This window comes from Rhodococcus xishaensis (assembly GCF_004011825.1).
Taxonomy (GTDB): Bacteria; Actinomycetota; Actinomycetes; order Mycobacteriales; family Mycobacteriaceae; genus Prescottella; species Prescottella xishaensis.
The window spans coordinates 436,187-450,906 of the sequence record NZ_RKLO01000003.1; the positions used below are offsets into that span (position 1 = coordinate 436,187).

Sequence of the window (14,720 nt, forward strand, 5' to 3'; positions counted from 1 at the left end):
CTCAGACCTCCCGAGTCCCGCGACGCACCCGCCGCCCGTAGCGGCGCTCGAACTTCTCGACGCGACCCGCGGTGTCGACGAGGCGGTCCGTTCCGGTCCAGAACGGGTGGGATGCGCTGGTGACGTCGACGACGACGAGCGGGTAGGTGTGCCCATCCTCCCATTCCACGGTTTGCTCGGTCCGGGCCGTGGACCTGGTGAGGAAGGCTGTTCCGGTGGTGGCGTCCCGGAACACGACGGGGCGGTAGTCGGGGTGAATGCCGGGTTTCACGATGCGATTTCTCCGTTCTTCTCGACTTCTCTGGTCATCTCGGCTTCTTTGTTCTTCTCTAGGGGGCCGGGCGGGATGTCGGCGCACGGATCGGTATGGAAGTCGCCGAACGGGTCGTCCCATGTGGACCACGACAGCTCGTCGACGAGTTCGCGCTCGGTGAGCAATGCCCAGCTGAGCGCCGCGCTGATCGCCTCAGGTTCAGCGTCGTGGACCAGAATCACCAGCGAGGTGTCCCGGTCGCCGAAGCGCTCGTCCCAGCCCACGGCGGCGAGCGCCCGCCGTTCTGGATCCACGTCGAGCAGTTCGTCGTCCGTCATGTCGGCGAGCCAACGGTCGGCGGCGGCCACCCGCAGTCCTTCACCGGCGGATTCGAGCCATAGCGCGATGTCGGGCCGGGTGGCGAGCCAGAACCTGCCGCGCGCGGCCACGACGCCGTCGAGCAGGACGTCGATAGCCTCGTGCAACCGTCCCGGGTGGAACGGTCGCCGCGCAGCGAACTCGACCAGTGCGACTCCATGGTCGGCGTCCAGGGGTGGGTGGCCTCGCAGCAGCGGCGAGTGGGCTCCGTCGACGCGACCGCGCCGGGCATCGACCCCGACACGCGACAGCAGGTCAGGACCGTCCGGCACGGCAGAGGTCGGGGCGCCGGGAGCGAGCCTCGTGAGCACCGCAGACACCTTGTGCGCGAGCCAGGGATCCGCGGTGTGGCTGTCGACGACGAGCGCGTCGGCGAACGCCACCTGCCCGACGGCGACCTGTGCGACGGTCCGGTCGTCATCGAGGTCCTCGTCACCGGTCACCTCCTCCCACCACGGCTCGACATCGAGGCAGGTCACGACTGCCTCGATGCGGACGTCCCGGCCGGCGGGACCGTCGATCTGCCCGACCACATCGACCACCGGCACATGTTCGACCGCCCAGCACACCGCTTCCGGCTCGAGCGCGGAGTCGAGTTGGAGAACGATCCGGTCGACGGAACTGCGCGAGTGCAGCCTCCGCAGCAGCGGCAGCAGGTCGTGACGAAGCGTGCACGACACGCAACCGTGGGCCAGTTCGAGCACCTCGGTGGTCGTCTCCTGCGCATCCACCGACCCCGTCGTGAGGGTCCGGCGCACGATGCCCTGACCTAGATCTCCTAGGTCGTGACGCACCACCAAGGTGGATGCCTCCCGGTCGCCGAGGAAGGACCGCGCCGTCGCCTCTACCGGTCCACTCCGCCCGCTCACCACGATCAGCGGAGTGCGGCTCTTCGGATCAGCAGCCACAAGCGAGCACCTTTCGAAAACGATTGTCATTACCGACTGAAGACACTACACTCGACCGTCGGCTAACGACAATGATTTTCATCAACTCGGTTTTTCATCAACTCGGCCGCCCAGGCCGGAAAGGAGCACCCGTGTCCGCTCGCTGCCAGGTGACCGGCAGGCGACCCGGCTTCGGCCGATCCGTCTCGCACTCCCACCGCCGGACCTCCCGGCGCTGGAACCCGAACCTCCAAACCAAGACGTACTTCCTGCCGGGAGAGGGCCGCCGGATCACCCTGCGCCTGACCCCGAAGGGGATACGGACCATCGACCGCGACGGCATCGAGGCCGTCGTTGCCCGCATGCGGGCCTCCGGAGAGAAGATCTGAAGACATGGCACGCAACGAAATTCGCCCCCTGGTCAAGCTCGTCTCGACAGCGGGAACCGGCTACCGGTACTACACGCGGAAGAACCGGCGCAACGATCCCGACCGCCTGGTGCTCCGCCGTTACGACCCGGTGCTGCGTCGGCACGTCGACTTCCGAGAGGAGCGTTGAACACATGGCCAAGAAGTCGAAGATCGCCAAGAACGAACAGCGCAAGCGAATCGTCGCCAGGTACGCCCCGCTGCGGGCAGAGTTGAAGGAGACGATCCGGCGACCATCCAGCACACCCGAGGAGCGAGCAGCAGCGCAGTCCCGGTTGGCGCGGCTGCCTCGGGACGCGAGTCCGGTACGATTGCGCAATCGAGACGCCGCGGATGGACGTCCGCGCGGCTACCTGCGAAAGTTCGGCCTCTCCCGTGTGCGGGTCCGCGAGATGGCTCACCGCGGGGAGCTGCCAGGCGTACACAAGTCGAGCTGGTGAAGGAAGAACAATGGCAGTCAAGAGGGCACCGTCGAAGAAGGCGCGCAGCGAGCAGGGCCGCCGCCCCAAGAAGAACCCGCTGATCGCGGCCGGCATCGATACCGTCGACTACAAGGACATCAACCTCCTGCGCACGTTCATCTCGGACCGCGGCAAGATCCGCAGCCGCCGCGTCACGGGCTTGACCCCCCAGCAACAGCGTCAGGTCGCCACCGCGGTGAAGAACGCCCGCGAGATGGCGTTGCTGCCGTTCACCAGCAGATAAGCCACGACACCACGGAGACCCCGGCCGGCTGACGGTCGGCGCAGCGGCGTGCATCGATCCAGGCCTCGGGGCCCGGTCTAGACTCTCGCCGAGTTCTCGTTCGGTTTTGGAGGTGCCCGCCGCGTGTCGGGTGTGGTCGCCGGCTTCACGGTCATCTTCGTCGTCATCGCGGTCGGGTTCTTCCTCGGCCGCAGCGGCACCCTCGGAGACCACGGACAGTTCGTCCTGAGCCGGCTGGTGTTCTTCGTCGCGACCCCGGCGCTGCTGTTCGACACGCTCGTGAATGCCGACCTGTCGGTCGTCTTCTCCACCACCCTCGCGGTCGCGTCCGCCACCGCGTTCGCGGTCGCCGGAATCTATCTGCTGGTCGCGCGCCTGTGGCTGCGTCGGCCACTACCGGAACTCACGATCGGCGCGCTCGCGTCGTCGTATGTGAACTCGGCGAACCTCGGCATCCCGATCGCCGTCTTCGTCCTCGGTGATGCGTCGTTCGTCGCGCCGCTGCTTCTGTTCCAGATCCTGATCTTCTCGCCGATCGCATTGACGGTGCTCGACATCAGCACGATGCGCCAGACCACGTCCCGGATCGAGACGATCACCGCGCCGCTCAAGAACCCGATCGTGCTGGCGGGCGCGGCCGGGCTCGCCGTTGCGGTGTCGGGTTGGACCCCGCCGGAGGCGTTGATGCAGCCGTTCAGCCTGATCGGCGGCGCCTCGGTGCCCGGCGCTCTTCTGGCCTTCGGGTTGTCCCTGTACGGAGTACGGGTGCTCGAGAAAGGGGCGAGTCCCCGCCGAGACGTCGCTCTCGCTTCGGTACTCAAGATCTGCGTCCAACCGGTTCTCGGGTACCTGATGGCCCGCTATCTGTTCGGGCTCGACGGCCACCAACTGTTCGCCATCGTCGTCGTCTCGACGCTACCCACCGCGCAGAACGTCTTCGTCTTCGCCAGCCGCTACCAGCGCGGGATGGTGCTCGCCCGCGACGCCGCCTTCGTCACGACCTTGGCGTCGATACCCGCGATCGCTCTCGTCGCGCTGCTGCTGACCTGAGTCGAATTCGAGCAGGCAGAGCCCGATCACCGCCCAGGACGACGCAGCCGCATGTAGTCGCTGACGAGCGCGGCCCCCAGTCCGTCCAGGTCGGGCGCGACGACCCGGCCCCCGACCCGTTGCGCCATTCGGTCGACCACACGCGCCAGGCCGGGATCGTCACCGAGCCGGAAGATCGTCACCTGTGCACCCAGTCGAGCGAGGGTGTCGAGCTCACGCACCGTCAAGCCCAGGGTCCGGACGCTGGGCGGGTAGTCGAAGAACGCCTCCCCGCCTGGCTCGAGGTGTGCGGTCGGTTCGCCGTCGGTGACGATGAGCACAACCGGCTGTGCATTCGGGTGACGGCGCAGGTGCCGGGCCGCCAGCAGCAGTGCATGGTGCAGGTTGGTGCCTTGGTCCCATGCCCCGTCGAGGCCCGCGAGTTCCGCCGCTGACAGCGTCTCGGCATAGCGACCGAACCCGATGAGCTGCAACGCATCTCTTCGGAACCTCGTGGTCACCAGGTGGTTCAGCGCGAGCGCGGTGCGTTTCATCGGTACCCAACGTCCGTCCATCACCATCGAGAACGACGTGTCCACCAGCAGAGCCACCGCGGCCTGCGCCCGCTGCTCGGTCTCCGCGGTCTCGACGTCGGCCACCGTCATCCGCACCGGTATCCGCCCCGGCTCGCGCAAGATCGCGTTGGTCAGCGTCCGCGTGACGTCCCACGACTCGGTGTCGCCGAACTCCCAGGGCCGTGACGCCCCCGTCGGCTCCCCCATTGCGCCGGCGCGGCGGGTCTCGCGTTGGCCGTCGCGGTTCGACAGGCGTCCGGCCACGTCTCGCAGAGCCGTCTGCCCGAGTTGCCGCATCGCTTTGGGCGAGAGCCGCCACTGCCCGTCCGAGCCACGGTCGAAGAATCCCTGCTGCTGCAGGGCCCGCTCGAGGTCGGCGAGCGTGCGAGCATCGACGACCGCCTCGTCTCCGAGGTGCCGGGCCAGTGCTTCCGTGTCGATATCGTCGAGTTGTGCACCCGGATACTGTTGCGACAGTTGCTCGGACAGTCGTTCGAGGTCGGCGACGTCCTCAACGGCCGACGTCCCGTCCCCCAGGCCGAGGCTCTCGTCACCCCGGAACTGTGCCGAACCGTTCCAGTCCTCGGCCGGACGTGCAGCCTGGAGGTGTGCATCCAGCCGGTTCAGTTGGTCCATGAGCGAAGGATCGCCGAAAGCATACTGTGCCAATGCATCCAGCTCCGCACGCTGGTTGGGTGTGAGCGAGTTCCGCAACCGCTGGGCGGCGGCTGCTCGACGTGACAGCGAGTCCAGCAGTTCCTCGGTGTTGCGCGGGTTCTCCGGGAAGTACTCACCGTGTTTGCGCATGAAGTCGTCGAACTGTTGGGCGGTGTCCTCACCACGAGCATGGCTGTCCAGCAAGGAGTTCAGATCCTCGAGCATCTCCCGTATCCGCTCGCGGTCGGCATCGGTCGCCCCCTCGAGCTGTCGCTTCATCCCAGCGAACCGCTGATCGAGCAGCTCCCGTCCCAGCAGATCGCGGATCTTGTCGTAGTCCTCCCTGGCCGTGCTGCTGCGCCAGTCGTAGTCGGCGAGGTCCGCGACCGCCTGCGCGGTCGACGGTGGCAATTCCTCGATCCTCATCTCCGCGAACCGGGCGTCGTCGTCGAGGGCACGGGCCAGGGTCTTGCGTTCCTCGAGGACGGCGCGGTCGAGCAACTTGCGAACCTCGTCGAGTGTTCCGTCGAGGTTGTTGCGTGACAGTAATTCTCGCCGTCGTTGGTTGGCCCGCGCCGCGAGGTCGTCGAGTCCGCGCCGACCGTCGAACCCGCGTCGCAGCAACTCCCGCAGTGCCTGCCGCGGCGAGGCGCCCTCGAGGACATCGTCGCCGATCGCGGCCAACGCCTCCCGCAGGTCCACCGGAGGCGCCAGCGGATCGCCGCCCTCGTACGGTCCGTAGCGTGCGCCGCGGGACATCATGCCTCCCTGTACGAATGCCGACTACGAATAGATCGTCTGCCCATTTTCGTCCGGGTTCTTCGAGATCCGCCGGGCCAGATACAGGCCCTCGAGGGCAAGTTCGGCGGCTGACGCCCGTTCCCCGTCGGTACCCGCCCCGAGCCTGTCCGCTACCTGGTCGAGCACCTCGAGTTCCGGCAATTCTCCGAGCAGCGCCTTCGCGGTGACACGTTCGCCGGTCACTACCGGTTGCCCATGTTCGATGGCGTTCACCAACGGTGCGAGGTCGATTCCTCCCAGTCGGGCGCGGACTGTGTCGGCGGTGGCACGTCGGAGCAGGTGTTCGAGGATCTCGAGTTCGCGCCCCTCCTCCCCCGACTCGAACTCCACCTTGCCGCGCAGCACCTCGACAACCGTGCCGAGGTCGATCGGCCGGGCTACGGCGTCGGCCTCTCCGAGTACCGCGCTGCGATGCACTGCGGCCGCGCTCACCGTCTCGGCACCGGCCACCGCGAAGCGGGCCGAGACACCCGACCGCTGATCCACCGACGTCGACTCGCGCAGTAGCCGGGTGAACCGGGCCAGCACCTCGAACAGATAGTGCGGCACGACCGCGTGCAGGTTCGCCTCCTGCTCGATCACCGCGATCTCGTCCCCGAGCAGTGACGGGTAGTGCGTGTGGATCTCCGCCCCGAAGCGGTCCTTGAGCGGCGTGATGATGCGGCCGCGGTTGGTGTAGTCCTCCGGGTTCGCGCTCGCCACCAACAGGACGTCCAGTGGCAGCCGCAATGTGTATCCACGGACCTGGATGTCGCGTTCTTCCATCACATTCAACAGCGACACCTGGATTCGCTCGGCGAGGTCAGGCAACTCGTTGATCGCAACGATTCCGCGGTGGGCTCGCGGCACCAGGCCGAAGTGGATGGTCTCGGGGTCACCGAGACTGCGTCCTTCCGCGACTTTGACGGGGTCGACGTCACCGACGAGGTCAGCTACCGACGTGTCCGGCGTCGCGAGCTTCTCGGCGTACCGCTCGCTACGGTGTCGCCATGCAACCGGCAGGGTGTCCCCGAGCTCGGCGGCCCTGCGCAGCGAGATCGGGGTAATCGGCTCGTACGGATGCTCGCCCAACTCGGAGCCGGCGATCACGGGTGTCCACTCGTCCAGCAGAAGGTGCAGGGTGCGAAGCAGGCGCGTCTTGCCCTGACCGCGCTCACCGAGCAGGACGACGTCGTGTCCTGCGATGAGCCCCCGCTCGAGCTGGGGCAGCACCGTTTCCTCGAAACCCACGATGCCGGGCCACGGGTCGACCCCGTCGCGCAGGGCTGCGAGCAGGTTCTCCCGCATCTCGTCCTTGACCGAACGCTGGATGTGGCCGGACGCGCGGAGGTCGCCTACGGTCCGGGCCAGGTGGGCGGGCGGTGTGGCAGTCACCACTCCAAGCTACGAGTGTTCTTGCAATTCGGCACCTCGTCGGGGCTCCCACGCGCCGGTGTTTGCCCGCTCTGATAGACACAGGGTCATGGGCGACAACGAGATCACGTTCACCACAGGCGACATCACCCTGCACGGTAGCCTTCGCCTCCCGGCGGGTTCCGGCCGCGACACGCCCGCACCCGCTGTGTTGCTGCTCGCCGGCAGCGGACCGACCGACCGCAATGGCGACAGTGCGCTACTTCCCGGTTCGATTGGCACGCTCGAGTACCTTGCGGAGCTACTCGAGCGGCATGGTTTCGCGAGCCTCCGGTACGACAAGCTCGGCAGCGGGGCCACCGGGCTCGGCCCGTACGATCTCGAGGACATCGGTGATCTCGGGTTCTCGGTGTTCGTCGACGCCGCGGCCAGTGGGCTCGAATTCCTCGGTGACCGGGACGCGGTCGACCCGAAGCGGATGTACGTCGTCGGCCACAGCGAGGGTGCGCTCATCGGACTCGCACTCGCCGACAGGGGGACAGACATCGCGGGTCTGGGCCTCCTCGAGCCCATGGGCGTGCGGTTGCTCGATCTGCTGACGGCCCAGATCGACAGCCAGCTGACCGCGGTCGTCGCAGCTGGACAACTCCCGGTCGAACTGGCCGACGACCTTCGTCTAGCGCTCGCCGGCGCCGTCGAGTCGCTGCGTACCGAAACGACGCTGAGCGACGATCTGCCCGATCCGCTGCGCGCCGCCGGTCTGGTACCGGCGAACGCCCGGGCACTCGCGGAGGAGGACGCGCTCGACCCACGCGAGCTCGCCAGCCGGTTGCCCGCCGGCCTACCAGTCGTCACGAGCAGCTCCGCCAAGGACATTCAGCTGATACCCGGCCACATCGACGCGCTCGACGCCGCCCTCGCCCACACCACGCTGACATCGGTGCGCATGACGACCTCCAATCACGTGCTCAAGGAGATCGGTGACGCCGTCTCCACCGGCGCCGACTACGTGCAGGCGCTGCCGTGGTCGACCGAGTTCACCGATGGGTTCGAGGGCTGGCTCGGCACGCTCTGAGCACGATCAGTGCGCGAAGTGGCGCGCACCGGTCAAGTAGAGCGCCACACCGGCTTCGCGGGCGGCCTCGATCACCTCGTTGTCACGGACCGAACCGCCAGGCTGGACCACGGCGCGGACACCGGCATCGAGCAGGACCTGGAGTCCGTCCGGAAATGGGAAGAACGCATCCGACGCGGCCACCGACCCCTGGGCACGATCGCCGGCGCGCTGAACGGCCAGGTGCGCGGAGTCGACACGGTTGACCTGGCCCATACCGACGCCCACCGAGGCTCCGTCGTGCGCGAGCAGGATCGCGTTGGACTTGACGGCCCGACATGCGCGCCACGCGAACTCGAGGTCCGCAAGTGTCTTCTCGTCGGCGGCCTCACCGGTCACGAGCGTCCAGTTGGCCGCGTTGTCGCCATCGGCGTCGAGGACGTCACGGTCCTGCAGCAACGCGCCACCGGAGATCGGACGCAGTTCGACGCCGGTCGCGATGGGCGCAGCCGCCTCGAGCACCCGGATGTTCTTCTTGCGTGTGAGCACCTCGACTGCACCCGGCGCGTACGACGGCGCAATGACCACCTCGGTGAAGATCTCGGCCACCTGCTCGGCCATCTCGACCGTCACCGTGCGGTTGGCTGCGACGACCCCACCGAAGGCACTGACCGGATCGCAGGCGTGCGCCTTGCGGTGCGCCTCGGCGATGTCGGCGCCGACCGCGATGCCGCACGGGTTGGCGTGCTTGATGATCGCGACGGCCGGCTCGGAGTGGTCGTAGGCGGCGCGCCACGCAGCGTCTCCGTCGGTGTAGTTGTTGTACGACATCTCCTTGCCGTGCAGTTGCTTCGCCTGCGCGAGGCCCGCCGGGCCGGCCGGGCTGTCGTACAGGGCGGCCGCCTGATGCGGGTTCTCCCCGTAGCGCAGTACGGCCGAACGGTCCCACGTCACACCGACCCACGCGGGGAAACGCGACGGTGCCGAATCCGCACCCGAAGAATCAGCAGCAGCTTCACCCGTGACGGACTCGACCATCGTCGACGTCATCCAGGTGGCGACCGCGACGTCGTACGACGCGGTGTGCTGGAAGGCCTGCGCGGCCAGCGCGGTGCGTTCGGCCAGCGTGAATCCTCCGGCCGCAACCGAAGCGAGCACGTCGTCGTACCTCCTCGGATCGACGACCACCGCGACGGACGGGTGGTTCTTGGCAGCTGCACGCACCATCGACGGGCCGCCGATGTCGATCTGCTCGACGCAGTCGTCCGGGGTGGCACCGGACGCCACGGTCTGGGTGAACGGGTACAGGTTGACGACCACCAACTCGAACGCCTCGATGCCCAACTCCTCGAGCTGCGCCAAGTGCTCCGGCTTTCGCGTATCGGCGAGGACGCCGGCGTGTACCCGCGGGTGCAACGTCTTGACCCGTCCCTCGAGGCATTCGGGGAAGCCGGTCAGGTCCTCGACTTTGGTGACCGGAACACCGGCTTCGCCGATGGTGGCGGCGGTGGAGCCGGTGGAGACCAGCTCGACACCGGCCTGGTGCAGGCCGGTAGCCAGTTCGACCAGGCCGTTCTTGTCGTAGACGCTGACGAGTGCACGGCGCACAGCCTTGCGTTCACTCACTTGGGATCACGGCCTTTCGTCCGTCGGAAACAACACCTCGAAGAGCAACGGCAGCCACGACCTCGGCCAACAGTCGCCGTTCGACAGTCTTGATGCGCTCGTGCAATGTGGCCTCGTCGTCGTCGGCCCGGACCTCGACCGGCTCCTGCGCCAGGATCGGGCCAGTGTCGATGCCGCTGTCGACCAGGTGGACCGTCGCTCCGGTCACCCTGACGCCATATGCGAGCGCGTCATGCACCGCGCGTGCGCCGGGAAACGCCGGCAGCAGGGCAGGATGCGCGTTGAGGATGCGGCCCCCGAAGCGCTCGATGAACGCGGGGCCCAGGATCTTCATGAAACCGGCACTGACGACGAGGTCGGGTTCGTGTGCGGCGACGGCCTCGGTCAATGCGATGTCCCACGCACCGCGGTCGGCGTGGTCGCGCAGCGCCACGCTGAAGTTCGGGATACCCGCGTCGGCGGCGTGCTCCGCGGCCGCGCAGTCCCGATCGACCACGACCGCGACAATGTTCGCGGGATAGCCGTCGGCCTGCGTGGCGGCGGCGAGCGCCTGCAGCAGGCTGCCCGTCCCCGATGCAAGTACAACGATCCGGGCGGGCACTGCAGGCCGCAACAGGTCACGCGTGGCAGTCAGCGCACTACTCCTGGTTTCGCAAGACGGTTCCGGCCTTCTCGCAGGCCGGGTAAGAGCCTAGTCTCCCCGGGGTGCGGGACCGTTCGGCAGGTCGTCGTCAACAATCGACGGAGTCTCCGTCTCCTCGACGCTATCGGTCTCGGCGGCCGTCTCGGACAGTGACTGCGAGGTGGTCTCCGCCGTGGTCTCCGCCGTCTCGGTGCGCGGCGCCGGATCCGATGTGGTGCCCGCCTGCGCCGGTTCCGACTCCGGTTCTGGCTCCGGTTCGGCAGCCGCGCGGTACCGCACCGCGGGCCGTTCGAGGCGTTTGACCTCGAAGACCGGGTCGTCACCGTCGGCGGGTGCCCCGTCCTTCGCGGCGGCCCCCTCCGCCGACCCCGTCCGGCGTGTGTCGGACTTGATGCGGTTGCGTCGGGCGACGAGGGCCCCCACCACCAGCCCGGGCACGACCAGCCACGCGAATGTGATCAATCCGAAGACGCCGGGAACCACCCCGACATATCCGAAAGACCCGACGTTGCCGCCGGCCAGGAATCCCAGCAGGGCGGCGAGCACACCGACACCGGCCGCCGCCGATGCGACCAAGTACGCGGTTTCCTGCATGGGCAGTCTCGAACGCCCGCAGTCACGGCCGAGCAGGGCGCCGACCACCACCGGTGCAACGAGCAGGACGGGCCACGCGCCGCCTACCATCTCGGCGGGGATTCCTCCCAGGACCGGAACTGGCGGCACCGGCCCGGGGACGACCTCGAAGAGGCTGATCGACGTCCCGCCAACCTGCGCGGCGCCGCCGACGAGCACCGCCGCCGCCCCGACCGCGACATTGGGCAGGTAAAGCACCGACAGCACGACCTGCCCGAGCACCCCGACGAAGCCGAAGTCGCCGTCCATCAGCTCGCCGACCTCGGACCACGACTGCATCAGCGACACCGCCGTCGCCGCGGCGCCGGCCGCGAACAGCAGTCCAGCCGCCCGCGCCGCTGGACGCACTACCTCGGGAACCCAATCCGGTGCCCCCAACCGGACACACTCGGACCGCCCGACGACCCAAGCGACGCCAACACAGGCCGCACCGAGGTGGATGACGCCGACCGACGCAAGCGCCAGGAACGCGTTCGGCGTCTCCAGCGGGGTAACGGCCGCGGCGTCGGCGATGACGGCAAGTGCAACGAGCGTCGCCGCGAACGGTCCGGCGACTGCCGCTGCGACCACCCGGCTCGCCTCGCGAAGATCGGTCTCCCGCGTCACCGCACGTGCGCAACCACGCGAGACCGCCCACACCAGCAATGCCGTGGGCAAGAGAGGCATGACCCCTAGCGGTCCATCAGCGATGGTGAGCGAAACCTGATGCAACGCAAGCCAACTCGCGGCGACGGCGCCGGCGGCGCCTGCCAGGTCACTGTTCGACGACACCAACGTGGCCACGACGAGGACGCAGATGATGGCGACCGCGCCGCCCGTCGGGCGTAGCGCCACCGCGAGCAACGCCCGGGCCCGGTCCGAGCCGGGACGGCTGGGGATGTCGCGGCGGTTGCCGCGAGCAAGCAGAGAAGTCATCGGATCGAGGGTCGCACCCACGCCCAGCGACACCGCTCAGGCGCGCCGAGCCGTGGTGCGCCCCACACGATCACTTGCTCTCGTCGTCGGCCTTGTCGTCCTTGACGTCCGTGTTGTCGGCCTCGTCGTCCGTCTTGTCGGCCTTGCCCTCCTGTGCAGGCAGAGTTTCGAATGCCTGCGTCGGTGCAGCGGCCGCGTCCGGCGACGGCGCACCCTGCTGCGACGGTGGCTGCTGCCCCATCGGCGGTGTCGGCGTCTGCTGCGGCATCTGCTGCGGCATCTGCTGTGCCGGCTGCTGCGCCTGGTACGCCTGGAACTGTCCGTACGGTGTCGCCGGTTGCTGCGGATAGCCCGGCGGAGGCTCCTGCATGGAGTGTCCCGTGGGCTGGCCGTACCCCGGCATCGGCTGCGAATAACCCTGCGGGGCAGGATAACCCGGAGAACCACCGTAGCCCTGAGGGGCTCCGTAGCCCGGTGGCGTCTGAGGGCCACCGTAGCCCTGTGGGTGACCATAGGCTGCCGGATGTACGTGCGTGCTCGACGGTCGCCCCTGCGGCATCTTCACGATTCCCGAGGCGAACAGGAAGACCGATACCGCAACGACGGCCTGGATGAACCCGATGACCAGGATCGCGATCCCTCCGCCTGCCAGACTTTGTCCACTAGAGAGGCTCAGCGTGAACACGAACGACACCAGGAAGCCGACAAGCGACGCAACCGCCGCCGGAGCCACGTAGTCCTGCTCGGGCAACAGCGAGATTCCAGCCAGCAGGCCGCCCGTCAGAAGGAAGGCCAGCGGGAGGGCTCCAACACTTTCGAACGCGTTCGCCGTGAACAAGAACGGGGAGCCGACGTTGGGGGTGTTCTCCAGGTACGGCGCGAACCCGAGCAGGAAGTTCACCACGCCGAGCACCAGCACTCCGAGGCCGAGGTAGAACAACAGCCCCCGGCCCCCGCTCATAGCCGGCGTCTGCGAGGGCTGACCGAAGCCTGACCCTCCGTCGGAATAAGTCATGTCTGCTCCTAATAGGGGAATCGCGGGGTAGGGGAATCACAGGCCCCATGAACGCTACCCGCAACGTCTGCAAGGCTGCCTGGCTTGTGCCGGTATCGACCAATTGTCTCCCCGCTAGGAAGCTGAGGTAGGCGGACAGGGAAGATGAGCCATGCCTTCCACCCTGACCACTGGTTCGGATGTGATCGTGGAGACCGTGGTGAAGCACTCCCGGTTCGTCGCGACACTGCGGCGGGTGGACAGCCCGGCAGGCGCTCGAGACTTCGTCGACGAGCAGCGGCGGTTGCATCCCGATGCGCGGCATCATTGCTGGGCGTACGTCACCGGCAACGAACCATCCGAACGTGCGGAGCGGTCGAGTGACGATGGGGAGCCAGGCGGGACTGCCGGGCTGCCGATGCTGCAGGTGCTACGGGCCCGCGAGTTGGTCGATGTCGCGGCAGTCGTCACCCGGCACTTCGGCGGTATCAAGCTCGGTGCCGGCGGGCTCGTGCGCGCCTATTCGGGCGCCGTGGCGGCGGCGGTCGACTGGGCGACCGAGGAATCGCGGTTGGTCAGCCGAGAACGTCTCCAACTGTTGTCCCTCGTGGTGGGACACGACACCGCCGGCCGCGTCGAGGCCGAACTCCGCGGCCGAGGGGTGATCGTGGTCGGCACGGATTACGCCACTGCGGTGACCTTCACGCTCGCGACGCGGGATCCCGAGCACCTGGCCGCTGTCGTCGCCGAACTCACCGTCGGCAGGAGGGAACTCGTACCGGTGGGCGTTCGCTGGGTGGACACCTGAGACGCGAACGACGCCCGCTGCCGGGCGAAATGCCCTGGCGGCGAGCGCCGTTCGCGTGATCTGAAATCGATCAGAGGTTCTTCAGGATCTCCCGAGCGAGAGTCGCGGTCTCGGACGGCGTCTTGCCGACCTTGACGCCGGCCGCCTCGAGGGCATCCTTCTTGGCCTGCGCGGTGCCCGAGGAACCCGAGACGATGGCACCAGCGTGGCCCATGGTCTTGCCCTCCGGAGCGGTGAAGCCTGCCACGTAGCCGACGACCGGCTTGGTGACGTTGGCCTTGATGTAGTCGGCGGCACGTTCCTCGGCATCGCCACCGATCTCACCGATCATCACGATGACCTTGGTCTCGGGATCCTTCTCGAATGCCTCGATCGCGTCGATGTGAGTGGTACCGATGACCGGGTCACCGCCGATACCGATGGCGGTGGAGAAGCCGAACTCACGCAGCTCGAACATCATCTGGTAAGTCAGGGTGCCCGACTTGGAGACCAGGCCGACCGGGCCCTTGCCCGTGATGTTGGCCGGGGTAATGCCGACGAGCGCCTCGCCCGGGGTGATGATTCCGGGGCAGTTGGGGCCGATGATGCGGGTCTTGTTGCCCTTCTCGACGTTGTAGGCCCACGCGTACGCGGAGTCCTGCACCGGGATGCCCTCGGTGATGACCACGAGTAGCGAGATCTCCGCGTCGATGGCCTCGACGATGGCGTCCTTCGAGAAGGCCGGGGGAACGAACGCGATCGACACGTCCGCGCCGGTCTCCTTCATGGCCTCCGCGACGGTTGCGAAGACCGGCAGCTCGACCGGGTTGCCGTCCTTGTCGGTGTGCGAGACCGTGGTGCCGGCCTTGCGAGCATTGACGCCACCGACGACCTGGGTGCCGGCCTTCAACATCAGGGCGGTGTGCTTGGTGCCTTCGCCGCCGGTGATGCCCTGGACGATGACCTTGGAGTCCTTGGTCAGGAAGATAGCCATTGTTCTGT

General features: G+C 67.8%; 16 protein-coding genes. 7 read left to right on the plus strand and 9 right to left on the minus strand.

Annotated features, from left to right (window positions below):
- Nucleotide 1 precedes the first annotated feature (1 nt).
- Together EGT50_RS09455 and mrf are read right to left on the minus strand one after the other, a co-directional pair.
- Nucleotides 2-271: a type B 50S ribosomal protein L31 gene (locus EGT50_RS09455; protein WP_127953423.1), complete on the minus strand. Its 270-nt coding sequence runs from the start codon at nucleotides 269-271 to the stop codon at nucleotides 2-4.
- Nucleotides 268-1,539 (minus strand): ribosome hibernation factor-recruiting GTPase MRF, encoded by a 1,272-nt coding sequence (gene mrf / locus EGT50_RS09460; RefSeq protein WP_408014624.1) that lies wholly within the window; start codon nucleotides 1,537-1,539, stop codon nucleotides 268-270. The genes EGT50_RS09455 and mrf overlap by 4 nt, the downstream gene beginning before the upstream one ends.
- 131 nt (nucleotides 1,540-1,670) lie before the next feature.
- On the opposite strand from mrf, the gene rpmB reads away from it, so the two are divergent.
- The 5 genes from rpmB (at nucleotide 1,671) to EGT50_RS09485 (ending at nucleotide 3,701) form a co-directional block, all read left to right on the plus strand.
- A complete protein-coding gene (gene rpmB / locus EGT50_RS09465; RefSeq protein WP_127953429.1) occupies nucleotides 1,671-1,907 on the plus strand; it encodes a 50S ribosomal protein L28 in 237 nt (78 codons plus the stop codon).
- 4 nt (nucleotides 1,908-1,911) lie between these two features.
- A complete protein-coding gene (gene rpmG / locus EGT50_RS09470) occupies nucleotides 1,912-2,076 on the plus strand; it encodes a 50S ribosomal protein L33 (protein WP_127945447.1) in 165 nt (54 codons plus the stop codon).
- A gap of 4 nt (nucleotides 2,077-2,080) precedes the next feature.
- Nucleotides 2,081-2,386 carry a 30S ribosomal protein S14 gene (rpsN, locus tag EGT50_RS09475; protein ID WP_127953432.1) on the plus strand — a complete coding sequence of 102 codons (306 nt, stop codon included), beginning with the start codon at nucleotides 2,081-2,083 and terminating at the stop codon, nucleotides 2,384-2,386.
- A 10-nt stretch (nucleotides 2,387-2,396) separates the two neighbouring features.
- Nucleotides 2,397-2,651: a 30S ribosomal protein S18 gene (gene rpsR / locus EGT50_RS09480; RefSeq protein ID WP_127945452.1), complete on the plus strand. Its 255-nt coding sequence runs from the start codon at nucleotides 2,397-2,399 to the stop codon at nucleotides 2,649-2,651.
- Nucleotides 2,652-2,774: 123 nt separating this feature from the next.
- Nucleotides 2,775-3,701, plus strand: a complete 927-nt coding sequence (locus EGT50_RS09485) for an AEC family transporter (RefSeq protein WP_127953434.1) — start codon at nucleotides 2,775-2,777, stop codon at nucleotides 3,699-3,701.
- A 26-nt stretch (nucleotides 3,702-3,727) separates the two neighbouring features.
- Here the strand turns inward: EGT50_RS09485 and EGT50_RS09490 are convergent, their stop codons facing one another.
- Nucleotides 3,728-5,671, minus strand: coding sequence for a vWA domain-containing protein (locus EGT50_RS09490; protein ID WP_127953438.1), 1,944 nt, complete (start codon nucleotides 5,669-5,671; stop codon nucleotides 3,728-3,730).
- Between the two features lie 24 nt (nucleotides 5,672-5,695).
- Complete coding sequence (locus EGT50_RS09495; RefSeq protein ID WP_408014625.1) at nucleotides 5,696-7,090, minus strand: ATP-binding protein; 1,395 nt, start codon at nucleotides 7,088-7,090, stop codon at nucleotides 5,696-5,698.
- Nucleotides 7,091-7,175: 85 nt separating this feature from the next.
- Between EGT50_RS09495 and EGT50_RS09500 the strand changes: the two genes are divergently transcribed.
- Nucleotides 7,176-8,141 carry an alpha/beta hydrolase family protein gene (locus EGT50_RS09500; RefSeq protein ID WP_127953441.1) on the plus strand — a complete coding sequence of 322 codons (966 nt, stop codon included), beginning with the start codon at nucleotides 7,176-7,178 and terminating at the stop codon, nucleotides 8,139-8,141.
- 6 nt (nucleotides 8,142-8,147) lie between these two features.
- On the opposite strand, the gene purH is transcribed toward EGT50_RS09500, so the two are convergent.
- The 4 genes from purH to EGT50_RS17360 form a co-directional block, all read right to left on the minus strand.
- Nucleotides 8,148-9,746 carry a bifunctional phosphoribosylaminoimidazolecarboxamide formyltransferase/IMP cyclohydrolase gene (gene purH, locus EGT50_RS09505; protein ID WP_127953444.1) on the minus strand — a complete coding sequence of 533 codons (1,599 nt, stop codon included), beginning with the start codon at nucleotides 9,744-9,746 and terminating at the stop codon, nucleotides 8,148-8,150.
- On the minus strand, nucleotides 9,739-10,359 hold the full coding sequence (purN, locus tag EGT50_RS09510; RefSeq protein WP_235870662.1) for a phosphoribosylglycinamide formyltransferase: 621 nt from the start codon (nucleotides 10,357-10,359) through the stop codon (nucleotides 9,739-9,741). Before purN ends, purH begins: the two co-directional genes overlap by 8 nt.
- A 78-nt stretch (nucleotides 10,360-10,437) precedes the next feature.
- Nucleotides 10,438-11,937: a cell division protein PerM gene (locus EGT50_RS09515; protein WP_127953447.1), complete on the minus strand. Its 1,500-nt coding sequence runs from the start codon at nucleotides 11,935-11,937 to the stop codon at nucleotides 10,438-10,440.
- Nucleotides 11,938-12,007: 70 nt separating this feature from the next.
- Nucleotides 12,008-12,952, minus strand: coding sequence for a DUF5336 domain-containing protein (locus tag EGT50_RS17360; protein ID WP_127953449.1), 945 nt, complete (start codon nucleotides 12,950-12,952; stop codon nucleotides 12,008-12,010).
- Between the two features lie 151 nt (nucleotides 12,953-13,103).
- On the opposite strand from EGT50_RS17360, the gene EGT50_RS09525 reads away from it, so the two are divergent.
- Entirely contained in the window at nucleotides 13,104-13,739 is a 636-nt protein-coding gene (locus EGT50_RS09525; protein ID WP_127953452.1) for an IMPACT family protein, read from the plus strand.
- A 70-nt stretch (nucleotides 13,740-13,809) separates the two neighbouring features.
- Here the strand turns inward: EGT50_RS09525 and sucD are convergent, their stop codons facing one another.
- Nucleotides 13,810-14,712: a succinate--CoA ligase subunit alpha gene (sucD, locus tag EGT50_RS09530; RefSeq protein WP_127953455.1), complete on the minus strand. Its 903-nt coding sequence runs from the start codon at nucleotides 14,710-14,712 to the stop codon at nucleotides 13,810-13,812.
- Nucleotides 14,713-14,720 lie beyond the last annotated feature (8 nt).